Below are 25079 nucleotides of genomic sequence, written 5' to 3' on the forward strand. Positions count from 1 at the left end.
TAAGGAGTAAAATTAATGAGAAATAGCATAGTGATAAAAGGTGCTAAAGTTCACAATTTAAAAAATGTGGACTTGACATTACCTAGAGATAAATTCATAGTGTTTACTGGACTTTCAGGCTCAGGGAAATCTTCTTTAGCTTTTGATACTTTATATGCAGAAGGACAGAGGAGATATGTAGAATCTTTATCTGCCTATGCAAGGCAATTTTTAGGACAAATGGATAAGCCAGAAGTTGAATATATTCAAGGATTGTCACCGGCCATATCTATAGATCAGAAGACAACCAGTAGAAATCCCCGTTCTACTGTAGGGACGGTTACTGAGATATACGATTATTTAAGATTATTGTATGCCCGTATAGGAGTACCACATTGTCCTAAATGCGGTAAAAAAATAGCCCAGCAGACTGTAGATCAAATGGTAGACAGGATTATGGAGATGGATGAGGGAACTAAGATACAAGTACTTTCCCCCTTGATAAAAGGACGTAAGGGAGAACATGTGAAAGTACTGGAAAATATAATGAAAAATGGGTTTGTAAGAGCTAGAATTGATGGAAACATAGTAGACCTTCAAGATGAGGAAATAAAACTGGAAAGAAATAAGAAGCATGTTATTGAAGTTATAGTAGATAGGATTGTAATAAAAGAAGAAATAAGAAGTAGACTGGCAGATTCTATAGAGATGGCACTAAAACTGTCAGATGGAACAGTTATTATAAATGTTATTGCAGGAGAAGATATTTTATTTAGTGATAAATTTGCATGCCCAGATTGTGGAATAAGCTTGGGAGAAATTACTTCAAGAACTTTCTCTTTTAATGCTCCTTTTGGCAAGTGTGACACCTGTGATGGGCTTGGTACATTACTTGAAATAGATGATAATCTTGTCATACCTGATAAGAGAAAGAGTATATTAGAAGGAGCTGTAATGTGCTGGGGAGAAGGTAGTTTAAAAGAAGACTCCTGGACCTTTAGTATATTAAAAGCTTTGTCTGGTAAATATAAATTTAAATTGGATACTCCTGTAGAAAAATTGGATCCGAAGATTTTAGATATATTATTACATGGATTAAGGGGAGAGAAGATAAAAGTTAAATATAAAAGAGAGAACAGGGTAGTGGAGTTTAATCATGCTTTTGAGGGAATAGTAAATAATTTAAAGAGAAGATATATGGAAACAAACTCGGATTATATAAAAAGAGAAATAGAAAATTATATGAGTCATAATCCATGTCCCAAATGCAAAGGAGCAAGATTGAGACCAGAAGCTCTTGCAGTTACAGTGGGTGAAAAAAATATATTTGAATTGAGCAGCATGTCTATAAAGGATGAGTTAAAGTTTTTTCAACAAATACAGTTATCAAAGAAAGATACTATTATAAGTGAGCAGATATTGAAAGAAATAAATTCCAGGCTGCAATTTTTAATAGATGTAGGGCTGGATTATTTAACTTTATCCAGAACAGCGGGAACTTTATCTGGTGGGGAGGCTCAGAGAATAAGGCTTGCTACACAAATAGGATCTAGCTTGGTAGGAGTGCTTTACATACTTGATGAACCAAGTATAGGACTTCATCAGAGAGATAATGACAGATTGATTGCTACTTTGAAACACTTAAGAGATCTCGGAAATACGGTTATAGTTGTAGAACATGATGAAGATACTATAAGGCAATCAGATTTTATAGTAGACATAGGACCAGGGGCGGGGGAACATGGAGGAAAAGTCGTTGCTGCAGGAAATATTTCAGATATTATAGAATGTGATGCTTCTATAACAGGACAGTATTTAAGCGGTAAGAAAAAAATAAAAGTACCGGAGAACAGGAAAAAAGGAAATGGGAAATTTATAAAAGTAATAGGAGCCAGAGAAAATAATTTAAAAAATGTTGATGTGGAATTTCCACTTGGGGTATTTAATTGTGTTACTGGAGTGTCTGGCTCAGGAAAGAGTACTTTAGTAAATGAAGTATTGTATAAGGCTCTATATAAAAAATTAAATAAATCAAGGCATAATCCTGGAAGGCACAAAGATATTTTAGGAATGGAAAACATAGATAAGGTAATAAATATAGATCAAAGTCCTATAGGAAGGACTCCCAGATCAAATCCTGCGACTTATACAGGAGTATTTGATATAATAAGACAGGTGTTTTCAAATACCAATGAAGCTAAGATGAGAGGATATAAACCAGGACGATTTAGTTTTAATGTAAAAGGTGGAAGATGTGAAGCCTGCAGTGGTGATGGAATAATAAAAATAGAAATGCAGTTTTTGTCAGATGTATATGTTCCCTGTGAAGTATGCAAAGGTAAAAGGTATAATAGAGAAACCCTGGAGGTCAAATATAAGAATAAAAATATTGATCAGGTACTTAATATGACTGTAGAGGAAGCATTGAAGTTTTTTGAGAATATACCAAGAATAAAAAATAAATTACAGACCTTAGTAGATGTAGGACTTGGATACATTAAGTTAGGTCAACCATCAACACAGCTATCTGGAGGAGAAGCTCAGAGAGTTAAGTTAGCTTATGAACTATCTAAAAGAAGCACGGGAAAAACCATATATATATTGGATGAACCTACTACAGGACTTCATATAGATGATGTAAGTAAACTTATAAATATACTTCAGAGAATTGTAAATGTAGGTAATACGGTAATTGTTATAGAACATAATTTAGATGTTATAAAGTGTGCAGATTACATCATTGATCTTGGACCTGAAGGAGGAGATAAGGGTGGAACTATTCTCTGTACAGGTACCCCGGAGCAGGTAGCTGAAAATAAAGACTCCTATACAGGACAATATCTAAAAAAGATGTTATAATCTATGTAAAGACTAGCGCGCATACTTATGATGCTAGTCTTTACATATGTTAAGGGAGGATATTTTTAAATGGATCTAAGTAAATTAAGTATGATTTTTAAAATTATAATTATAGGTATAGTTTATATTATAATATTTTGGGCATTAAGAATAATGTATAAAGATATAAAAAATGGAAGCAGAAAAAGTAGAAGTTTAATTAGAAAATCCTTTGGACTTGAAGTAGTTAATCCAGGTAAAAATTCAAATCTTAGAAAAGGTGCTGTAATTCCTGTAAGAAGAGAAGTGACTATAGGAAGGAAAAATGACAATCAGCTTATATTAGAAGATCCTTATACATCAGGTCATCATGCTAGGGTTTATATAAAGAATGCAAAAGATTGCGTACTAGAGGATCTGGGAAGTACTAATGGAACTCTTTTAAATGGTAAAAAATTAAGGGGAAAGCATTATTTAGCTCCAGGAGATGAAATTAAAATTGGAAATACAGCTTTTAAAGTTATAGGATAGTTTATTTGGAATACTGTTGAAATAGAAATTTACTATAATGGTTATAGGTGGTGGATATATTGGATACTACTCGAGATGAGAAAAAACTATTAAAATATACATATTTGTTATGTTTTATTTGTTTCTTAAATTTGGCAATAATAAAACAGCCTTTTGATAAAGGTGCTATGGTAATGGCAATTGTGATCTGTCTGTTAATAGGATACTCCTATTTTGTAATAAGAAAGTTTTTTTCTGATGGAGATAAATATATATTTATTTTTTCAAGTATACTATCAGTTATAGGTATGGTAATGTTGTATAGAATAGATATGACGGTTGCCATTAAACAGATAATATGGTTTGCAATTGGAGTCACAGGCTTTATACTTATTGTAGTTTTAATGCCGGATACCAGCAGATTTAGCAAGTATAAATACATATATTTAATATGCACATTGATATTTATGGGAATGGGAACTATTTTTGGTACAGAATTAAATGGATCTAAAAACTGGGTAAATTTTTTTGGAATACAATTTCAACCCTCAGAGTTTGGAAAGTTATTTTTAGTAGCATATTTGGCATCAGATCTAAAAGATTATAAAAATTTTAAGAATTTGATAGTACCCTGTATAGTTGTAATGGCATCATTAGTTTTTATGGTACTTCAAAGGGATTTGGGTTCTGCTCTCATATTTTTTGGAATAGCTGTAACCATGCTTTATATAGCTACTTCTAAATTTAGGTATGTACTAATTTGTTTTTTACTTTCATCTGGAGGAGCTTTCCTTAGTTATAAGTTATTTAATCATGTTAGAACTAGAATTATGATATGGAAGAATCCCTGGCCCTATGCCACCAATGAAAGTTATCAAATTGTACAATCTATGTTTTCTATAGCTTCTGGAGGCCTTACAGGTACAGGCCTAGGACTAGGACATCCAGAGTATGTCCCTATTAATACCACAGACTTTATATTTGCAGTACTTTGTGAAGAATTAGGAATATTAATAGGTTTTTCTATAATAATATTATATTTCTTGTTATTTTATAGATGTATGAGAGCTGCAGTATATGGAAATGATGAGTTTTCAAGACTTCTTGCAGTAGGCTATAGTGCAATGATAGCATCTCAGGTTTTAGTTATAGTGGGAGGGGTTATGAATGCAATTCCTCTCACTGGTATAACCCTTCCACTGGTGAGTAGGGGAGGTAGTTCCATGCTTATAACGTTTTTTTCTTTAGGTATAATACAAAAGATATCGGAAGAAGGTAGGTAATAAGATGAATGACATATTGAATAATATAAAAAAAGTAATGATGGTTTTTTTAATATGTTTCATAGCACTTATTTCTTATATGACTTATTTTGAGATGGCTATTGGACCTAATATAGTAAATAATTCTTATAACAGAAGACTATGGATAAAGAGGAATGAAGTGCTTAGAGGAACCATATATGATAGAAATGGGAATGCTCTTACTAAGAGTGAACCTATAGATCAAGAAAATCAAAAAAGAGAATACACAGGGGGTGCAATGTTTGCACATGCATTAGGTTATGTAGACATCAAGTATGGAATTACGGGACTTGAAAGAAAATATGATGAAGAATTAATGTCTACAAATATTAAGGATAGTATAAAAAGTCTCATTGAGAATAAAGGAAAATCCCAAAAAAAAGTTGGAAACAACTTAAAAACAACTTTGGATCTAGAGACACAAAAAGTGGCCTATGATTTATTAGGAGATAACAAAGGAGCTGTAGTAGTACTAAATCCTAAAACTGGAGAAGTAATAGCCATGGTATCAAGACCATCTTTTGATCCAAATGATTTGCAAAATACCTGGGAGCAGTTAAATAAAGACGAAAATAGGCCACTTATAAATAGAGTTACAGCAGGACTTTATCCACCAGGATCCACTTTTAAAACCGTAACTGCCATAAGTGCTTTAGAGAATATAAGTGGAATTCAGGGAAGGTATTTTCAGGATACTGGAGAGTTATATATAGGAGGAGATTATACTCTTCATAATTTTCAAGGAGAAGTTTTAGGGAGTATTAATTTTAAGGAAGCCTATACTCATTCCAGTAATGTATATTTTGGTTCTTTAGGTCTTGAACTTGGGAATGAAAAACTAAAGCAGACAGCAGAAAAATTTTTCTTTAACAAAGAAATTCCTGCAGATGGCATACCGGTAGAACCTAGTAAATTTCCTGAACTGAAATCTTATGAGAAAGGAAGTATAGCTCAGAGTGCCATAGGACAGAGCAGTGATCTGGCGAGTCCCCTTCAAATGGCAGTAGTTACAAGTGTCATAGCAAATGGGGGAATTTTAATGAAACCTCATCTGGTAAGTGATGTAACAAATAGTCAGGGAGAGGAAGTAAAAAGTATACAACCGGAACAAGTAGGTCAGATAATTTCTTCAGATGTAGCTGCTACTATGAAAGATATGATGAGATCTGTAGTGGAATCAGGAACAGGGACCAATGCTTCTGTAGAAGGAATAGAAGTAGCAGGAAAAACTGGAACAGCAGATAATGAATCTCAAGGAAAGTATTCTAATCCACATGCGTGGTTTATAGGGTTTGCACCTTATGAGGATCCACAGGTAGCTGTAGCAGTAATTGTAGAGAATGGAGGCCAAGGAGGTAAATTGGCTGCATCCATAGCATCAGAAGTGATAAGAACTGCACTCCGAAAATAGTTAAAATTTAAACTTTTCTCGGGAAATTTCACAGCAAAGGATAAAGTTTCTTTGAATTTAATGTTATAATATAGGTACTTAAAAAGTCGTTAAATGGCAAGTGAGATTTTAATATTGTAACTTTTTTTGAAGGAGAAAATATGAAAGGTAAAACCCATGCAGGTGTTGGATTAGTTACTTTTTTATCTGTTTATGACATACTTCCGGGAAAGTTTAATTATGTTGGTATATTTGTAGTGATATTTGCATCTGTACTTCCAGATATAGATCATCCCAAAAGCATAATAAATAAATATATACTTCCTTTTAGAAATAAACTTACTAAAGTTGTTTTTTATAGTTGTCTAGGAACAATACTGCTCTGGTATGATTATTTATATAAGGGGGAACCTGTAATCAAGGCTATTGGTATATCGTTTTTTATAATAGCCTTATCCACTCATAGAAATGGACTAACTCATAGTTTAACAGGTATGATAATGTTCTCTTTTATTATAGGATATTTAGGCAATATGTATAATTTACATTATTTGGTGTATTATTTTATTATAGGCTATGGTATGCATTTACTATGTGATATGATTACAGATAGGGGAGTACCATTGTTTTATCCTTTTAAAAATAAAAAATTCAGGATGCCTTTGACTTATAGGACTAATTCTAAAATTGGATGTACTATAGAAGAACTTTTGATGATAGGTGGGCTTTTATTTACTATATATAAACTTCCGGTTATATATAAATAATCTTAGGAGTGAATTTAGTGTTTGATTTTCAACAGCAGTTAAAAATATTACCGGATAAACCTGGGGTATATTTAATGAAAAATTCTTTAGGAGAAGTAATATATGTAGGAAAAGCAAAGATTTTAAAAAATAGGGTTAGACAATATTTCCAAGAATCTAAAAATCACTCTGAAAAAGTAAGAACAATGGTTAAGCATATTTCAGAGTTTGAGTATATAGTTACAGATTCTGAAATGGAAGCCCTTGTATTAGAATGTAATTTAATAAAAAAATACAGACCAAGATACAATATATTGTTAAAAGATGATAAAATATACCCACTTATAAAAATAACTTTAAATGAAGATTTTCCAAGGATAATATGTGCCAGAAACAAGGTAAAAGATGGTGCAAAATATTTTGGACCTTATATAAGTACCGGGGTAGTTTATGAAACTATGGAGGTTATAAAGAAGATATTTCCTATAAGGGATTGCAGACTTAATATAAAAACTGGAGATGTAGAAGGTAGACCCTGTCTGAATTATCATATAGGATTGTGCAGGGCACCTTGTGCAGGACATATCAGCAAAGAAGAATACGGAAAAATTATATCTGGGGTTATAGAGTTTTTATCAGGAAAGAACAAGGATATAATTAGGAAATTAAAAGAGGATATGGATATTTCATCCCAAAATATGGAATTTGAAAAGGCAGCAGAACTAAGAGATAAGATTTTTGCATTGGAAAAAATTATTGAAAAACAAAAAATAACCACCGGTAGTTTTGAAGATGAAGATTTTATAAATATATATTCTGATGAAAAGGATACCTGCATTCAAGTGTTTTTTTCCAGAACAGGAAAAATAATAGGAAGAGAACATTTCATTGTAGAAGATACACAAGATCTTCCTAAAGGCGAAGTAATAGCAAACTTTATTAAAGAATTTTATGGAGGCACAGCATATATAGCCAAGACAATATATGTGCCAGAAATTTATGATGTTCAATTATTAGAAGATTGGCTCAGTATTAAAAGGAATTCTAAGGTATATATTAAAATGCCCCAGAAAGGTGACAAAAAGGCAGTTTTAGACTTAGTGAAAAAAAATGCCAAGACCACTTTGAAAAACTTTAAATTAAAATTTATTCAAGATAAAAAAATGTATAAAAGGTCTTTAGAAGAACTTAGAGAAGTACTTAACCTGGATGATATTCCACATAGGATAGAAGCTTACGATATATCTAATATTCAGGGAGTAGATTCTGTGGGTACCATGGTAGTCTTTGAAAATGGAAGGGCAAAGCATAATGATTATAGGAGATTTAAAATTAATACAGTAAAGGGAGCCAATGATTATAAAAGTATGAAGGAGATTCTAACAAGAAGATTTCAAAATGGCATGGAAGAAATAAAGAGAATAAAAGAAAAAAAATTAGAATTTAGTGCAGGAAAATTTAGTGTATTTCCTGATTTAATTCTTATGGATGGAGGAAAAGGCCAGGTAAATGTAGCTCTTGAAGTACTAGAAGAATTTAACGTAGATATACCTGTATGCGGTATGGTGAAGGATGATAGACACAGAACTAGAGGACTTATATATGAAAATAAAGAATTGCTGGTAAATAAGAACTCTAATGTGATTAAATTAATTACCCGAATACAGGATGAAGCTCATAGATTTGCTGTAACTTACCATAGGAGCTTGAGGAATAAAAGGGTACTTCATTCTATATTAGAGGATATACCAAATGTAGGTGCGAAGAGAAAAAAAGAGCTTTTAAAAAAATTTGTAAGTATAGAAAATATAAAAAAAGCAAGTATAGAGGAACTTAGAAGTACTCCCTCTATAGATATGCGTACGGCAGAGAGTATAGTTTCTTATTTCAAAGGATATAAAGGTTGAATAAATTTAGTTTGATATAGCAATATAGTTTGTATAATATACTATAATTGGCGGTATTAATAGGTAAAAATCACAGATGAGATAATATAATAATCGTCATATTGCTAATTTTAAGTAGATTATATCTAAATATTGATTAAGAATTATACATACATTATACTGAGTATGATACATAATTTTAATTTTCGAGGAGAATATTTATAATGAACAAGTTTAAAGATTTTGCTATAAAGTTAAGAGAGATATTGGATATAGAGGATATAAAAATAGATGAGTCTATGAAAGAACATACCTCATTTAAAGTAGGAGGACCTGTAGATGTATTGCTTACCCCTGAAAATTTTAATCAGGTAGTAGATGTGGTGAAATTATGTAAAAAGGAAAATGTACCTTATTATATAATGGGAAATGGCTCCAATTTACTGGTAAAAGATGGTGGTATAAGGGGTATAATGATTAAACTTATAAAATTAAATAAAATTCAGGTTAAAGGAAACAAAATTGTTACAGAAAGTGGTGCATCATTAAAAGATATTTCAACTGTAGCACTAGAAAACTGTTTAACAGGATTTGAGTTTGCCTGTGGTATCCCCGGAAGTGTAGGTGGTGCAGTTACCATGAACGCAGGTGCCTATAATGGAGAAATTTCAAATGTGATAGAAAGTGCCAAAGTTATATGTAATAGTGGGGAAATTATATCACTTAATAGAGAAGAAATGGAACTAGGTTATAGAATGAGTTCTATATTGAAAAATGGATATACCATTTTAGAAGTTACATTTAATCTGCAAAAGGGTAATAAACAAAATATAATGAGCCGTATAGAAGACCTGAATAGAAGAAGAAATGAAAAACAACCTTTGGAGTATGCTTCTGCAGGCAGCACCTTTAAAAGACCACAGGGACATTTTGCTGCGAAGCTTATAGAGGATAGTGGCTTAAAGGGAGAAAGTGTAGGGGATGCACAGGTATCTGAAAAACATTCAGGTTTTATAATAAACAAGGGAAATGCTACTGCAAGGGATATTTTGACTTTAATATCTATTGTACAGGATAGGGTAAAGCAAAACTTCGATATAGATTTATATACTGAAGTTAGAATTATAGGGGAAGACTAGATAAAGATAGGATATTGAAGCTGGAGGATTAGTGTATACTGCACTGGATTCTCCTTTTTAGTTATATTTTATTGTTATAGTTGGTTATGTTATAATTAAGAAATAAATATGTACTGTAATTGTGAATTTGAAGTGTTCGGATAAAATATTGCTCATGGAGGGATGTACTGTGAGATTTGTTATAGTAACAGGATTGTCTGGAGCCGGAAAAACTCAAGCCATAAGAAATTTAGAAGATTTAGGTTTCTTTTGTGTAGATAATCTACCCCCTACACTAATACCTAAATTTGCAGAAGCCTGTTATCAAACTGACGGAAAAATTGATAAAATAGCACTTGTTATAGATATAAGAGGAGGACAATTTTTTGATGATATTTTTGAGAGTTTAAATTATCTACAAAAACAAGGATATAAATATGAAATATTATTTTTAGATGCTTCAGATGAAGTATTGATTAAAAGATTTAAAGAATCTAGAAGAAAACATCCTCTGGCACCTGATGGCAGAATTTTAAATGGAATACTCATGGAAAGGAATAGACTTAGGGAAATAAAAGATAGATCAGATAACATAATAGATACCTCTAAATTGGCAACAAGAGAACTTAGAGAAGAGATAACAAGGATATATTCCGAAGAAGGCCAAATGGAGACTCAATTGATAATTACCGTGCTTTCTTTTGGTTTTAAATATGGTATACCTGTTGATTCGGATTTGGTATTTGATGTGAGATTTCTACCTAATCCTTTCTATATTTCTGAACTGAAAAAGCATTCCGGCAGAGATAAAATTGTAGTTGATTATATAATGAATTTTAAGGAAACTGTTGAATTTATAGATAAGCTGGAGGATATGTTGGAATTTTTAATACCAAATTATTTGAAAGAAGGTAAAAGACAACTTATTGTATCTATAGGATGTACAGGAGGAAGACACCGCTCTGTAACTATTGCAAATACTATTTATAATAGATTAAAAGATAATGGCCATAGGGTGAACATAGACCACAGGGATATAGAAGAAGATATTAAAGGTGGTAAAAAGCTATGAAGATTATAGATTGGTTTAGACCTGGCATTAAGGTTAAAAGATGGGTTATGCTGGGGGCTATGGGGGTACTTTTTATAATATTTGGGGTAATTGAGTTTATAAATAGAAGATTCTATAGTCCTTATTATATATCTTTTTATATATTCTTGATGGCATCAGGAATTTTTGTGGTATATATTTCTATAACTCAAGGAATGAGATCTATAATAGCTCTTATAAACAAGGGATATTTAAGTGTATCTTTAGATTCTAAAAAGTTGGAAAATTTAATATATGAGAAACGTTTATTAGTCAAAGGTCCTAAAATTGTTGCTATAGGAGGAGGTACTGGCCTTTCTACTATGCTTAGAGGTCTTAAATACTACACTTCAAATATAACAGCTATAGTTACCGTGGCAGATGATGGAGGAGGCTCTGGAGATCTTAGAGAGGATCTTGGAATGCTTCCACCTGGAGATATCAGAAACTGTATAATGGCCCTTGCAGACACAGAACCTCTTATGGAAGAACTTCTGCAGTACAGGTTTAAAGATGGAAGGCTAAAAAATCAAAGTTTTGGTAATTTGTTTCTAGCGGCTATGGATGGCATATCCGGAAACTTTGAGGAGGCTGTTCATAAAATGAGTTCTGTACTTGCGGTAACGGGAAGGGTAATGCCAGTTACCCTGGATAATCTGGTTTTAAGGGCAAAGTTAAAGAATGGCACTATAGTATCTGGAGAGTCCAATATTCCTCAGCAAGCCATTAATCAAAACACTTGTATAGATAAAATATTTATAGAACCTGAAAATGCTAGAGCTTTAAGGGAAGCAGTAGATGCCATACTGGAAGCAGATGCGATAATATTGGGACCGGGAAGTCTTTATACCAGTGTAATTCCAAATCTTTTGGTAAAAGATATAGCAAATGCAGTAAGAAAAACTCCGGCTATAAGACTTTATGTTTCAAATATAATGACCCAGCCGGGAGAAACGGATGGATTTTCTGTGGAGGATCATATAAGTACTATTTTTAAGCATGTAGGAAATGATATAATGGATTATGTAATTGTTAATGTGGGAAAAATAGATGTAGAACTAGAAGGAAAATACAAAGAAGAAGAATCCCATTTGGTAAAAATAAATGATGATAAAGTATCTTCTTTAGGTGTAAAAGTTATTGAAGGAGATTTTATAAGTATTAAAAATGGATTAATAAGGCATAATTCTGAAAAATTAGCATCCATATTAATAGAAACTATTATGGATAAAAAACTTTTATATGATAGAAAGAAAAGAATAGAGTATTTCTATTTGTCAGAGAGATTAAAAGAAAATAAAAGATAAGCGGGAGAGAGATATGTCATTTTCATTGAAAGTAAAAAATGAAATTTGTAGATATAGAATTATTAGTGAAAGGGAAGCTGTAGCAGAATTATCTGCAATAATGAAAGTAAGTGGAACCTTGCTTTTAGGTGCAAATAAACATTTTAATTTTAAAATAATTACTGAAAATGCTGCCACTGCTAGACTTATATTCAGAATATTAAAGGATAAATTTGATATACATACCAAAATACTTGTTAAAAAAAATAATTCCTTTAAGAAAAATAATGTTTATATGATAATGATAACGGAAAATATGGATGTAAAATCCTTACTTAGAAAAGTGGGGATTTTAAAAGAAGAGGATAATGTTTTTTCTTTAAATTACAGTATACCTAAGAATATTATGGAAAGTGAAGAACTTAAAAGAGCCTATATTAGAGGAGCTTTTTTAGGAGGAGGGAGTATCAGTAATCCGGAAAAAACTTATCATCTTGAATTTGTTACCCATAATAATGAATATGCAAAAGAATTGAGTAACCTTATAAATGGATATGGGTTAAATTCTAAAGTAATACAGAGAAAAAATAGTTTTATAATATACCTTAAAGAAGGGGAACAAATAGTAGATTTATTAAATATAATAGGAGCTCATTCTTCTCTTTTGGAATTGGAGAACATAAGAATAATAAAGGAAATGAGAAATAATGTTAATAGACTTGTAAACTGTGAAACTGCAAATTTAAGTAAAACTGTAAATGCGTCTGTAAGACAATCTGAAAGTATAAAACTTATACAAAGGGAAATAGGTCTAAATAGGCTTCCTACTAATTTAAAAGAAATTGCACAATTAAGATTAAAATATCCAGATGAATCTTTAAAGGAGTTAGGTGAAATGCTAACTCCCAAAGTGGGTAAATCCGGAGTAAATCATAGATTGAGAAAAATTGAAAAAATAGCAGACGAACTAAGAAGAGAAAGGTAGGAACTTATTCAATGTCAAAGCATGAGAAGCTAATGGAATACATACTTTCATTAAAAGCTGGAACCAGAATTTCAGTTAGAAGCGTAGCCAGTGAATTAGGCGTTAGCCATGGAACTGTATATAGGGCTATAAAACATTCTGCTGATCTTGGTATAGTTACTACCATTCCCAGAGTGGGAACTGTAAGGATAGAAAAGGTTGAAAAGAAAAATATAGAAAAATTAACTTATGCTGATGTTATAAATATTGTAGATGGAAATTTACTTGGAGGAAAAGATGGAATATATAAGATATTACACCATTTTATAATAGGTGCCATGACTCTAGATACTATGAAGCAGTACATAGAGAAAGATTGTCTTGTTATAACGGGTAACAGAGAAGAAGTTCAAAAACTTGCTATTCTAAATGGAGCAGGAGTTCTTATAACAGGAGGTTTTAAATGTAGTAATGAAATAAAGAAATTGGCAAATAAGAAGTGCCTTCCAATAATATCTACAAATTATGATACATTTACAGTGGCAAGTATGATAAATAGAGCACTTTCAGAAAATTTGATAAAAAAAGAAATAGTTCTTGTAGAAGATATAATGCAAAATGATCCTTGTTATCTCAAAGATACGGATACAGTGTACGTATGGAGAAAAATAATGGAAAAAGTTAATTACAAAATATATCCTGTGGTAGACAATCAAAAAAGAGTATTAGGAATCGTATCTTTAGAGGATCTGCCAAATCATAATTTGGATAATGAACCTGTAAGTAAGATAATGCGTAAAGATCCCATTGTAGTAAAACCCAAAACTACAGTGGCTTATGCGGCTCATATGATGGATTTAAAAGGATTGGAAGTATTTCCTGTAGTAAATTATAAAAAGCTTATAGGAATTATAACTAAAAGAGATATAATAAAAGCACTTCATTATATGGCAAGGCAGCCTCAATCAGGAGAGACACTGGAAGATCTGATACTAAAAAAATTTAAATGGCAGGTAAGAGATAATAAGTTTTGTTTTATAGGAAAAATAACTCCAGAAATGTTAAATGATATAGGAACAGCTTCGTGGAGTTCTTTAAATATGATTTTGTCTACCATGGCCATCGTAACTTTGAGGCAGAAAAGTAATACTAATATGTTGGTAGTGGACAGCATAAGCACATATTTTATGAAACCTATACAAATAGATAAGCAGATTGAAATATATATTGATGTAATAGATCTTGGAATAAATCATTGCAAAGTAGAGGTAAATATGTTTAATAACAAGAATATAGCTGGAAAATGTATTTTATCTGCAAGGATAATAAGAAAGTGATTTACTATTAGAAATTTTCGGTAGACTGGCGTGCTGACCGGCTATTTTTTATCCGAGGGCTATGGGTGAGAATTTCCGGTTTCTTCAAAGCGGGAAATAAGCACTGATACGCCCCTGGATAAGTTCTTATAAGATTTAGATGGAGAAAAACATTTCTTATAGTAAACTCTATCTGAATATAAGAATCACTTGATAAAAAAGGAGGTAGACTGTTTTAAATGGGTGATAAAAAATACAAATGGGTAAGCTTACACCAGCATACAGAATACTCTCTCCTAGATTCTTCAGCTAAAATTTCAGAACTTGTAGCCAGAGCTAAAGAATTAGGTATGGATAGCATTGCTATAACAGATCATGGGAGTATGTATGGTTGTGTGGAATTTTATAAGGAGGCTAAAGCTCAGGGAATTAAACCCATAATAGGGTGTGAAATATATGTGTCCCAAAAGTCTATGTATGTAAAGCAAAATAATGGAGAAAATGAGAATTACCATTTAGTGCTTCTGGTAAAAAATAAAGAGGGATATAAAAATTTGATGAAAATAGTTTCCACAGCTTCTATTGAAGGATTTTATTATAAACCAAGAGTAGACCATGACTATCTAAGGGAACATAGTAAAGGATTAATAGCATTAAGTGCCTGCATGGGTGGTGAAGTACAGGCAAATATATTAAAAGATAATGTAAAAACAGCAAAAGAAATAGCTCTTTTTTATAAAAAGATATTTAGAGAAGGATTTTACCTTGAACTTCAATATCATGGTATAGAAGAACAACTAAAAATAAACCAGGAACTGATATCCATGTCCAAAGAACTCAATATTCCTTTAGTTGCAACAAATGATGTGCACTATATAAGAAAAGAGGATTATAGGTCTCATGATGTTTTGCTTTGTATACAGACAGGGAAAACTGTGGACGAAGAACAGAGGATGAGATATCCTTCAGACGAATTTTATTTAAAATCTCCAGAACAAATGTATGAAATATTCTCTTATGTGCCAGAAGCTCTGGAAAATACAGTGAAAATAGCGAAACAGTGCAGCTTTGACTATGAGTTTCACAATTCAAAACTACCTAAGTTTCCTCTTGAGGAAGACATAGACCCTTATGAATATATGAGAGAACTATGTTATAAGGGACTTGAAAAAAGATATAAAAATATAGATGACAATTTAATAAACAGACTGGAATATGAATTAGATATAATAAAGAAAATGGGATATGTAGATTATTTCTTAATAGTTTGGGATTTTATAAGATTTGCCACGCAAAATGGAATTATGACAGGACCGGGTAGGGGCAGCGGAGTTGGCTCAATAGTTGCATATACCCTTGGAATTACTAAAGTAGATCCCATAAAATATAACCTGATATTTGAGCGTTTTCTGAATCCAGAGAGAATATCCATGCCAGATATTGATAGTGATTTTTGTTATGAAAGACGAGGAGAGGTTATAGATTATGTGGTGGGAAAATATGGTAAAAACAATGTATCACAAATTGTAACATTTGGAACCATGGCCGCTAGAGCATGTATAAGAGATGTGGGAAGGGCAATGAATTATCCTTATGGAGAAGTAGATAGAATAGCTAAAATGATTCCCACAATGCCAAATATAACTATAGATAAAGCACTTGAAATCAACCCGGAATTTAAGGAAGCCTATGAAGAGGAGCCTAGAACTAAAGAGTTAATAGATGTGGCGAAGGCACTTGAAGGGCTTCCAAGACACACTTCCACCCATGCGGCAGGAGTGGTTATAGCCTCGGAACCTCTGATAAATTATGTACCCCTCCAGAAAAATGAAGGCAATATAGTAACTCAATTCACTATGAATACATTAGAGGAACTTGGTCTCTTAAAAATGGACTTTTTAGGACTTAGAACTTTGACAGTTTTAAGGGATGCCCTTACCATGATTAAAGAAAACAAGGGAGAAAGCATTGACTTAGATAACATAGATTATGATGATAAAGCAGTGTATGATATGATAGGACAGGGAAAAACTGTAGGAGTTTTTCAATTTGAATCTCCGGGAATGACCTCTTTCATGAAAGAATTGAAACCAGATTCTCTGGAGGATATAATAGCCGGAATCAGCCTTTATAGACCGGGACCTATGGCTGAAATACCAAAATATATTAAAAATAAGAATAATGTTCATGAAATTAATTATGTAACCCCACAGCTTGAACATATTTTATCCGTTACTTATGGATGCATGGTGTATCAAGAACAGGTAATGCAGATTGTAAGAGATCTGGCAGGTTATTCCATGGGAAGAAGTGATCTTGTAAGACGTGCAATGTCTAAGAAAAAGCACCATGTTATGGAAGAGGAAAGGCGTAACTTTGTATATGGCATAGTAGATGAAAATGGAAAAGTAGAAGTACCGGGATGTATAAGAAACGGCATATCTGAAAAGGCTGCCAATGATATATTTGATTCCATGATAGATTTTGCATCCTATGCATTTAACAAATCACATGCTGCCGCTTATGCCGTAGTGGCTTTTCAAACAGCATATCTAATGCATTATTATCCTACAGAATTTACAGCAGCAATGTTAAACAGTGTAAAAGGCGACAGTGAAAAGGTGGCGTATTATATAAGGTTCGCAAAAGGGATTGGAATAGAAGTATTGCCTCCTAGTATTAATGAAAGTTATGCAAAATTTACAGTGGAAAATGGTAAAATAAGATTTGGATTATCTGCTGTAAAAAATGTAGGGGAAAATATAATAGACAGCATAGTTAAGTCCAGGTTAAAGTATGGTAAATTCAAAGATTTAGTGGATTTTTGTAGTAATATAGAAATACAGTCAATAAATAAAAGGGTAGTAGAAAGCTTAATTAAGGCAGGAGCGTTTGATTGTTTTGGAAAGTATCGTTCACAATTAAGTTTAGTATATGAAAAAATAATTGATAGTGTCATAAACTCAAGAAAAAAAAATATAAAGGGGCAGATAAGTCTTTTTTCCCAGATAGAGGACAGTAGTATAGAAATACAGTATCCTTCTATAAAGGAATTCATGAAAAGAGATATGCTGTCTATGGAGAAGGAAATGACAGGTCTGTATCTTTCAGGTCATCCTTTAGATGAATACGAGAAGACCTTAAGATTACAAACAGATACTAAGATATCAGATATAATAGCTAGGGAAACATTAGAAGAAGGTTTCATAGAAGAATCTAGAGTAAGAGATGGAGATAAAGTTATAGTTGGAGGAATATTATCACAGGTATCTAGAAAAATTACTAAGAATAATGACATGATGGCTTTTGCTAGATTAGAAGACCTATATGGAATCATGGAGATAATAATATTCTCTAAAATTTTTCAGAAATTTAAAAGTTTAATTTATGATGATTCCATAGTTTTGGTAAAGGGCAGGATAAGTATTAGAGAAGAGGAGCAGCCTAAGTTAATCTGTGAAGTTATAGAGCCCCTTATGAGAATAGATACGGAAAAACTTTATATCTTAATTGAAGAACAGCAGGATATAAGAAACACCTTGAAAGAAGTTAAGCCTTTATTTATAAATTTTAGTGGAAGTGTTCCGGTGTATTTATGTACACAAAAAGAGAGAAAAAAATTCAGGTTGGACAGAGAACTGTGGGTAAAATCCGATTTAGAGCTTATGGCTATATTGAAAAAAAGATTTGGAGACAACAATGTGAAAATAATATAAAATAAAATTTGTATATTTTTATTATAAAATAAACAAAATATTAAAGAAAACTTTTTCTTTGTATACTTATAAATTAAATAAGGTTGATTATGTTATGGTAAAAAATACATAATTGTGGTATAAATAAGATTATATAGTTTTAGATAAAGGTTGGCTTTAAGTTGGCAGGGATATTTGGTTTCTTATAATTATGGGAGGTTTTATGTATGAAAAAGATAGCGGTATTAACCAGTGGGGGAGATGCACCGGGTATGAATGCTGCCATAAGGGCAGTGGTAAGAACAGCTTTGGATAAAAAGTTTAGTATATTGGGAATAGAAAGAGGATATAGTGGACTTATAAATGGTGAAATAACACCTATGGAAAGAAAAAGTGTAGCAGATATTATACAGCGGGGAGGCACCATATTAAAAACTGCCAGATCTGAAGAGTTTAAAACAGATAAGGGTAAAAAAATGGCAGTAGATGTACTAAAAAAATTTAAAATAGATGGACTGGTAGTAATAGGTGGAGACGGTTCCTTCAGAGGAGCCCAGGAATTATCTAAATTAGGCATATCAACTATTGGAATACCGGGAACTATAGATAATGATCTTTCATATACAGATTTTACTATAGGGTTTGATACTGCAACAAATACAGTTTTAGATGCAATTAATAAATTAAGAGATACTTCAACATCCCATCAGAGGGTAAGTATTGTAGAAGTTATGGGGAGAAACTGTGGAGATATAGCTCTTCATGCAGGGCTTGCCGGCGGAGCTGAAAATATAATTGTACCGGAAAAAGGATATGAGCAAGAAGAATTGTGTAAAAATATATTGGAGGCAAAGTTAAATGGCAAAGTGCATAATTTGATAGTTCTAGCAGAAGGTATAGGGGGAGCCGAGGCCTTGGCAAAAAAAATACAGTATGTTACTGGAATAGAGGCAAGAGCTACGAAATTAGGACATATTCAACGTGGAGGCAGTCCTACCTGCAGGGATAGAATATTGGCTTCAAGATTTGGATATAGGGCTGTTGAACTATTAGAAGAGGGAAAAACTTCAAGAGTTATTGGCATTAAAGAGGGAAAAGTTATTGATTTGGATATAGATGAAGCCTTAAGTATGCCAAGAAGATTTGATGAAAAACTATATGAAATAGCAGAAGCATTAGCATGATAATGGGGAAAATAAATTTTGTATAAGGAGAGTATGGGAATTATGCAAAAAACTAAAATGATTTTTACAATCGGACCTACCAGTGATTCAGAAGAAGTTTTATCAAAACTTATTGAAGCTGGCATGAATGTAACCAGACATAATTTTTCTCATGGTGACTATTCAAGTCATGAGAAGAGAATAAATACAGTAAAGAGACTTAGAAAAAAATATGATAAATCTATAGCAATTATGTTGGATACCAAAGGACCTGAAATAAGAACGGGAAATTTTGAAGGTGGTAAAGTTCAGTTAAAAGAGGGAGATAAGTTTACTATTTACTGTGGAGATAATATTATGGGGGATAACACTAAATGTTCCATAACTTATGATGGGTTAAGTAATGACTTGAAAAAGGGAGATAGTATATTAATTGATGATGGATTAGTTGCTCTGGAAGTAGATAGTATTGAAAATAACAAAATATGCTGCATAGTTAAAAATAGTGGAATAATCAGTAATCATAAAGGGGTAAATGTACCGGGAGTTTCTACTTCACTGCCAGCATTAACAGAAAAGGATAAAGAGGATTTGATATTTGGATGCAAAGTTGGCGTAGATATGATAGCGGCATCTTTTATAAGAAAAGCTTCTGATATACTTACCATAAGAAAAGTACTAGAGGCAAATGGAGGACAAGACATACAGATATTTTCTAAGATCGAAAATCAGGAAGGTGTTGACAATATAGACGAAATAATAAAATTTTCTGATGGAATAATGGTAGCAAGAGGAGATATGGGAGTGGAAATTCTCATAGAACAGGTACCTTTAATACAAAAAACTATAATACAAAAGTGTAATAAAGCAGGTAAACCTGTTATAACTGCGACTCAGATGCTTGATTCTATGATAAGGAATCCAAGACCTACTAGGGCTGAAGCATCAGATATAGCCAATGCCATATTTGATGGGACAGATGCCATAATGTTAAGCGGTGAAACTGCCAATGGAAAATACCCTGTAGAAGCAGCACAGACTATGGCAAGAATAGCCCGTGCTGCAGAAGAGAAAATTGACTATGATTCCCTATTGAAAAAAAGAAGGGAAATTCATATACAAAATGTACCAAATGCCATAAGCCTTGCTACCTGCAGCACTGCTTCGGAATTGAAAGCTTCTGCCATAATAACTGCCACCCAGAGTGGGCATACAGCCAGAATGGTTTCAAAGTATAGACCACAATGTCATATTATAGCTGTAACTCCAAGTGATAAAGTGGCAAGAAGGCTTGCATTAAATTGGGGAGTATTTCCCATACTTACTAAAAAGGTGGATTCTACGGATGAATTAATAGAAGATTCAGTTAAGATAGCATTAAAAAGTGGCTATGTTAAAAAAGGAGATCTGGTAATTATAGCAGCAGGTATACCTGTTAGTTATTCTGGTACTACTAATATGTTAAAGGTTCATATAGTTGGAGATATATTAGTTCAAGGGAGAGGGGCAGGAGTTAGACCGAGTTATGGAAATGCTAAAATAGTTTATAATCCTAAGGATGCCCAGGAAATAATAGAAGATGGGGATATTTTAGTAGTTAAAGATTTAGATATAGAATATATGGATGTATTAGATAGAGTTTCAGGAATTGTAGCGGAAAATGGAGGATTAACGTCCCATCTTGCTATTGAATGTCTCACAAGAGAAATACCTATTATCTGCGGAGCTGGAGGGGCTACTGAAGTATTAAAGACAGGTACATTTATAACTATGGATATTATCAGAGGAATAGTATATAATGGTAGAGCTAATATAATGTAAAAAAATGTTCATTAAAAATTTACATAAATTTATTGTATATTACAGAAATATATGGTTAAAATTATATGATGGGAAATTAAGAGACAACTGATTCCATATTTAAGCACCTTTACAGGTGCAATTTTTTTGTATTATAATAATATGTCTTATCAATAAGATTTTCATTTGAGACAATTAGAACTAGTACTCCCATCTTCTTCAGAGTGGAAAATAAGTGCTGCTGTGTGTATAGATAAGTTCTTCCCCTAAAGGATAACGTATTCTAAGTGCTAAAGACACTAAGAATACTGTTAATAAGGTTTAGATAGAGAAGAGCATTCCTCATGGGCAAACTTTACTTGAACCTAAGAATCATTTGATCAAATATTAAAGGAATTTGTTTTAGTAGGTGAATATATGGTGAATGAAATAGAAAAAAACAAAGAATATGTATTAAATATAGATGGGATGGGATATCAAGGTGAAGGAGTAGGAAAAATAGGCGGCTTTACAATTTTTGTACCTGGAACTATCGAAGGAGAAAAAGTCAGAGTAAAAGCTATAAAAGTAAATAAAAATTTTGCTTTTGGCAAATTAATGGAGGTGATTGAACCTTCCAAATATAGAGTGACTCCTATCTGCGGCATATATAAAAAATGTGGCGGATGTCAGCTTCAACATATATCCTATAATGGACAACTATCTTTTAAGGAAAATAGAGTTAAGGATTGTTTAGAGAGAATAGGTAAACTTCAAGTAAGTTACGGAGAACAAAATATTAATCAACATGGAACTGTTACAAAATTATATCATACCATAGGTATGGAAAATCCTTATAGGTACAGAAATAAAGTACAATTACCGGTAGGCAGATTAAGTGGTGGTATAACTATAGGATTTTATGCAAAGAAAAGTCATGAGATAATCAATATGACCAGTTGTTTCATACAGAGTAAAATTTCTGATCAAATAGTTAAACTAATTAGACAATGGCTTGAAAAATATAATATTGAGCCCTATAATGAAAAAAATGGTAAGGGAATTGTAAGACATATAATGATAAGAGAAGCTTTCACTACAGGTGAAATTATGGTTGTAATAGTAACAGCTGTGGATCATTTACCTTATAAGAAAGAATTTATAGAAATAATAACTAAAAATGTACCTGGCATAAAAAGCATAGTACAAAATATAAATAGTGATAGAACTAATGTAATAATGGGAAAAGAGTGTATAACTCTTTGGGGACGAGATACTATAAATGATTACATTGGAAAATTTAAATTTAGTATATCACCATTATCATTTTTTCAAGTAAATCCAGTGCAGACAGAGATACTTTATAACAAGGTATTAGAGTATGCCGAGTTAACTGGAAGTGAAGTTGTATTTGATGCATATTGTGGAACTGGAACCATATCTCTATTCTTGTCACAGAAAGCTAAAAAAGTTTATGGAGTAGAAATAATTCCTCAGGCCATAGAAAATGCCAATATAAATGCCAGGGAAAATGGTATAGATAATGTGGAATTTATAACCGGAGAATCAGAGAAGGTAATACCAGAGCTTATAGAAAAGAGAGTAAGAGCAGATGTGGTAGTGGTAGATCCCCCTAGAAAGGGATGTGATGAAATACTTCTTTACTCAATTGCCCATATGAATCCAAGAACAATAGTGTATGTATCCTGTGATCCTGCAACCCTTGCCAGAGATTTAGCTATTTTAAAAAACTTTGGGTATACAGCGGAAAAAGTACAGCCTGTGGATATGTTTTCGCAAACGAGTCATGTAGAGACTATAGTTTCGCTACGAAGAAAACATACTTAGAAATCCTTGATTTTAAGCACTTTCTCAAACATATCGTGTTTATAGAAAATGGTGATAAAAGCCGAAATAAAGAGATAAAAAATTATATTAATGTTTCAGTGGTGGTTGATATAGAGTGTGGAGATACAATAGAATAGAATTAGAAAAAAGAGATATTGTGAAAAATATCATAAAAGATCACTTGTCTTTTATGTAAAAAGCGAGTGATTTTTATTGTTTTATACCTCAGCTTATATATTTCCGTCAAAAGAAATATAATAAAATTATGGAGGTGTTATGCGTGGATTATATAACGACAAAAGAAGCAGCGAAAAATTGGGGAATCACAGACAGAATGGTAGTGTACTATTGCTCTGCTGGACGGATTAATGGAGCTAAAAAAATGGGAAATACATGGCTTGTTCCGGTTGACGCTGAAAAACCGGCTGACGGACGATATAGGAGCAGTAAAGTAAAGGATGGTGAAAATAAATGAAACGGATATTTTTGGTTGAGGACGATAAGGAAATCGCCAAAAACCTTGTGCTTCTGCTCCGCTCGGAGGGATTTACAGTCACTCACGCTCCTACGCGGAGTGAAGCCCTTGCCGCACTTGCCGGGAATAAATTTGACTTGGCGTTGATTGATATTTCTTTGCCTGACGGAAATGGATTTACGGTTTGCACGGAAGTTAAAGAAACGCAAGATGTTCCCGTTATCTTTCTGACGGCTTCTGGCGATGAGGCGAGTGTTGTTACCGGGCTGAATATAGGCGCGGACGACTATATCACCAAGCCTTTTCGTCCGCGTGAACTGATCGCACGAATCAGAACCGCCCTGAGAAAAAGCGGGCGGTTCGGCTCGGCTTTTGAAATCTGCGGGCTTCATGTCGATATGGCAAGCGGCGTCGTGAAAAAGGACGGCAGCGAGGTTTTTCTTTCAGCCTTAGAATACCGCTTGTTGTTGGTGTTTATTAACAACCCAAAAAGTATTATCACGAGGGGCAGGCTGCTTGACGAATTGTGGGACGCAGCGGGCGAGTTTGTCAATGACAATACATTGACCGTATACATCAAACGCTTGCGGGAGAAGATAGAGAACGACCCCGCAAGCCCGCAAATCATTCTGACCGTTCGCGGGACGGGATATAGATTGGGGGACGGGTATGCTTCGGAATAGAGAGTTTCTGCAGCTTGCCATTTTGTTCTCCTTAATAGCTGCCGCCGCTGTGACGTTGGGATTTGCAATCAATAGGTTGGCTGGAATTCTTGCCATTGCTTCTGCCGCCGCTTTTGGAACAGCGTTTTTTGCGTTTACCAAAGCTCGATATAAAAGCATTGCGCAGATTTCAGATCAAATCGATCTTGTGCTTCATAACGCTGACCATCTGTATATTGGTGAATCGGACGAGGGCGAACTTTCCATTCTGCAAAGCGAGATAACAAAAATGACACTACGTATTCGGGAGCAAAACGATGCACTGAAAAAAGAAAAAGAACATCTTGCCGATTCGCTGGCTGACATAGCCCACCAACTCCGCACCCCTCTCACATCCGTAAACCTTATTCTGTCATTGTTAGAGAATAGCTCTGACGAAAATGATCGGAAAGCACTGATGCGTGAAACAGAGGAATTGCTTGTGCGGATGGATTGGCTGCTTACTTCCCTATTGAAATTATCTCGCTTGGACGCGGGCATTGTGGTGTTCCAAAGCGAGCAGATAGATGTAAACAGCTTGATATGCGCCGCGCTTCGCCCGTTCCTAATCCCAATGGAACTGCACAATATTGATTTGCAAATAGATGCACCGAAAGGGATTATTATTCAGGGCGATTCAGGTTGGCTTTCGGAAGCAATTCAAAACGTCCTCAAAAATTGCATAGAAAGTGCAGGAGATAACGGGAAGATTGAGATTGTTTGTAAGGACAACCTACTGTTTACCGAGATTGCTATCCACGACAGCGGCGCAGGCTTTGAAAAAGAAGATTTACCCTGCCTGTTTGATAGGTTCTATCGTGGGAAAAACGCAGGTGCGACAGGATACGGGATCGGATTGGCTCTCTGCAAGACGATTATAACACGGCAGGGCGGGACGATTACCGCAAAGAATCATCCGCAGGGTGGCGCGATATTTTCCATTCGTTTCCCAAAGTGACGAATCTCTCACCTGAAAGTCACAGAGATGTAA

18 protein-coding genes are annotated in these 25079 nt (G+C 33.3%); all 18 read left to right on the forward strand.

The window, feature by feature from the left end; genetic code table 11:
• Positions 1-15: 15 nt before the first annotated feature.
• The 18 genes from uvrA to AB3K27_RS02380 all read left to right on the forward strand — a co-directional run bounded on the left by uvrA (position 16) and on the right by AB3K27_RS02380 (position 25046).
• Entirely contained in the window at positions 16-2838 is a 2823-nt protein-coding gene (gene uvrA / locus AB3K27_RS02295; RefSeq protein WP_368489645.1) for an excinuclease ABC subunit UvrA, read from the forward strand.
• A gap of 69 nt (positions 2839-2907) precedes the next feature.
• On the forward strand, positions 2908-3348 hold the full coding sequence (locus AB3K27_RS02300; RefSeq protein WP_368489646.1) for an FHA domain-containing protein: 441 nt from the start codon (positions 2908-2910) through the stop codon (positions 3346-3348).
• 59 nt (positions 3349-3407) lie between these two features.
• Entirely contained in the window at positions 3408-4610 is a 1203-nt protein-coding gene (locus tag AB3K27_RS02305; protein ID WP_368489647.1) for an FtsW/RodA/SpoVE family cell cycle protein, read from the forward strand.
• Between the two features lie 4 nt (positions 4611-4614).
• Positions 4615-6042, forward strand: a complete 1428-nt coding sequence (locus AB3K27_RS02310) for a peptidoglycan D,D-transpeptidase FtsI family protein (RefSeq protein WP_368489648.1) — start codon at positions 4615-4617, stop codon at positions 6040-6042.
• A 140-nt stretch (positions 6043-6182) separates the two neighbouring features.
• Positions 6183-6788: a metal-dependent hydrolase gene (locus tag AB3K27_RS02315; protein WP_368489649.1), complete on the forward strand. Its 606-nt coding sequence runs from the start codon at positions 6183-6185 to the stop codon at positions 6786-6788.
• A gap of 17 nt (positions 6789-6805) precedes the next feature.
• Complete coding sequence (gene uvrC / locus AB3K27_RS02320; protein ID WP_368489650.1) at positions 6806-8674, forward strand: excinuclease ABC subunit UvrC; 1869 nt, start codon at positions 6806-6808, stop codon at positions 8672-8674.
• 203 nt (positions 8675-8877) lie between these two features.
• Positions 8878-9792: a UDP-N-acetylmuramate dehydrogenase gene (murB, locus tag AB3K27_RS02325; protein ID WP_368489651.1), complete on the forward strand. Its 915-nt coding sequence runs from the start codon at positions 8878-8880 to the stop codon at positions 9790-9792.
• Positions 9793-9961: 169 nt separating this feature from the next.
• Positions 9962-10843 (forward strand): RNase adapter RapZ, encoded by an 882-nt coding sequence (gene rapZ, locus AB3K27_RS02330; RefSeq protein ID WP_368489652.1) that lies wholly within the window; start codon positions 9962-9964, stop codon positions 10841-10843.
• Entirely contained in the window at positions 10840-12168 is a 1329-nt protein-coding gene (gene yvcK / locus AB3K27_RS02335; RefSeq protein WP_368489653.1) for a uridine diphosphate-N-acetylglucosamine-binding protein YvcK, read from the forward strand. Before rapZ ends, yvcK begins: the two co-directional genes overlap by 4 nt.
• Positions 12169-12181: 13 nt before the next feature.
• Positions 12182-13132: a DNA-binding protein WhiA gene (gene whiA / locus AB3K27_RS02340; RefSeq protein WP_368489654.1), complete on the forward strand. Its 951-nt coding sequence runs from the start codon at positions 12182-12184 to the stop codon at positions 13130-13132.
• An 11-nt stretch (positions 13133-13143) separates the two neighbouring features.
• The gene (locus tag AB3K27_RS02345) at positions 13144-14448 is read left to right on the forward strand and encodes a DRTGG domain-containing protein (protein WP_368489655.1); all 1305 of its coding nucleotides are present in this window, start codon (positions 13144-13146) and stop codon (positions 14446-14448) included.
• Positions 14449-14666: 218 nt separating this feature from the next.
• The gene (locus AB3K27_RS02350) at positions 14667-18143 is read left to right on the forward strand and encodes a DNA polymerase III subunit alpha (protein WP_368489656.1); all 3477 of its coding nucleotides are present in this window, start codon (positions 14667-14669) and stop codon (positions 18141-18143) included.
• 206 nt (positions 18144-18349) lie between these two features.
• Entirely contained in the window at positions 18350-19306 is a 957-nt protein-coding gene (gene pfkA / locus AB3K27_RS02355; protein ID WP_368489657.1) for a 6-phosphofructokinase, read from the forward strand.
• A gap of 42 nt (positions 19307-19348) precedes the next feature.
• Positions 19349-21106: a pyruvate kinase gene (gene pyk, locus AB3K27_RS02360; RefSeq protein ID WP_368489658.1), complete on the forward strand. Its 1758-nt coding sequence runs from the start codon at positions 19349-19351 to the stop codon at positions 21104-21106.
• Positions 21107-21502: 396 nt separating this feature from the next.
• Positions 21503-22912 (forward strand): 23S rRNA (uracil(1939)-C(5))-methyltransferase RlmD, encoded by a 1410-nt coding sequence (gene rlmD / locus AB3K27_RS02365; protein WP_368489659.1) that lies wholly within the window; start codon positions 21503-21505, stop codon positions 22910-22912.
• A 280-nt stretch (positions 22913-23192) separates the two neighbouring features.
• Positions 23193-23387, forward strand: coding sequence for a helix-turn-helix domain-containing protein (locus tag AB3K27_RS02370; RefSeq protein WP_368489660.1), 195 nt, complete (start codon positions 23193-23195; stop codon positions 23385-23387).
• Positions 23384-24070, forward strand: coding sequence for a response regulator transcription factor (locus AB3K27_RS02375; RefSeq protein WP_368489661.1), 687 nt, complete (start codon positions 23384-23386; stop codon positions 24068-24070). Before AB3K27_RS02370 ends, AB3K27_RS02375 begins: the two co-directional genes overlap by 4 nt.
• On the forward strand, positions 24057-25046 hold the full coding sequence (locus AB3K27_RS02380; protein WP_368489662.1) for a sensor histidine kinase: 990 nt from the start codon (positions 24057-24059) through the stop codon (positions 25044-25046). The genes AB3K27_RS02375 and AB3K27_RS02380 overlap by 14 nt, the downstream gene beginning before the upstream one ends.
• The last annotated feature ends 33 nt before the right edge of the window (positions 25047-25079 follow it).

Source organism: Clostridium sp. BJN0013 (genome assembly GCF_040939125.1).
Classification (GTDB): domain Bacteria; phylum Bacillota; class Clostridia; order Clostridiales; family Clostridiaceae; genus Clostridium_B.

Excerpts from the sequence above, each read along its gene's own strand:
- yvcK (WP_368489653.1), top strand. The coding sequence starts at position 10,840 with ATGAAGATTATAGATTGGTTTAGACCTGGCATTAAGGTTAAAAGATGG.
- AB3K27_RS02310 (WP_368489648.1), top strand. The coding sequence starts at position 4,615 with ATGAATGACATATTGAATAATATAAAAAAAGTAATGATGGTTTTTTTA.
- AB3K27_RS02380 (WP_368489662.1), top strand. The coding sequence starts at position 24,057 with ATGCTTCGGAATAGAGAGTTTCTGCAGCTTGCCATTTTGTTCTCCTTA.
- pyk (WP_368489658.1), top strand. The coding sequence starts at position 19,349 with ATGCAAAAAACTAAAATGATTTTTACAATCGGACCTACCAGTGATTCA.
- uvrA (WP_368489645.1), top strand. The coding sequence starts at position 16 with ATGAGAAATAGCATAGTGATAAAAGGTGCTAAAGTTCACAATTTAAAA.
- murB (WP_368489651.1), top strand. The coding sequence starts at position 8,878 with ATGAACAAGTTTAAAGATTTTGCTATAAAGTTAAGAGAGATATTGGAT.
- pfkA (WP_368489657.1), top strand. The coding sequence starts at position 18,350 with ATGAAAAAGATAGCGGTATTAACCAGTGGGGGAGATGCACCGGGTATG.
- AB3K27_RS02345 (WP_368489655.1), top strand. The coding sequence starts at position 13,144 with ATGTCAAAGCATGAGAAGCTAATGGAATACATACTTTCATTAAAAGCT.
- rlmD (WP_368489659.1), top strand. The coding sequence starts at position 21,503 with ATGGTGAATGAAATAGAAAAAAACAAAGAATATGTATTAAATATAGAT.
- AB3K27_RS02350 (WP_368489656.1), top strand. The coding sequence starts at position 14,667 with ATGGGTGATAAAAAATACAAATGGGTAAGCTTACACCAGCATACAGAA.
- AB3K27_RS02300 (WP_368489646.1), top strand. The coding sequence starts at position 2,908 with ATGGATCTAAGTAAATTAAGTATGATTTTTAAAATTATAATTATAGGT.
- AB3K27_RS02315 (WP_368489649.1), top strand. The coding sequence starts at position 6,183 with ATGAAAGGTAAAACCCATGCAGGTGTTGGATTAGTTACTTTTTTATCT.
- whiA (WP_368489654.1), top strand. The coding sequence starts at position 12,182 with ATGTCATTTTCATTGAAAGTAAAAAATGAAATTTGTAGATATAGAATT.
- AB3K27_RS02375 (WP_368489661.1), top strand. The coding sequence starts at position 23,384 with ATGAAACGGATATTTTTGGTTGAGGACGATAAGGAAATCGCCAAAAAC.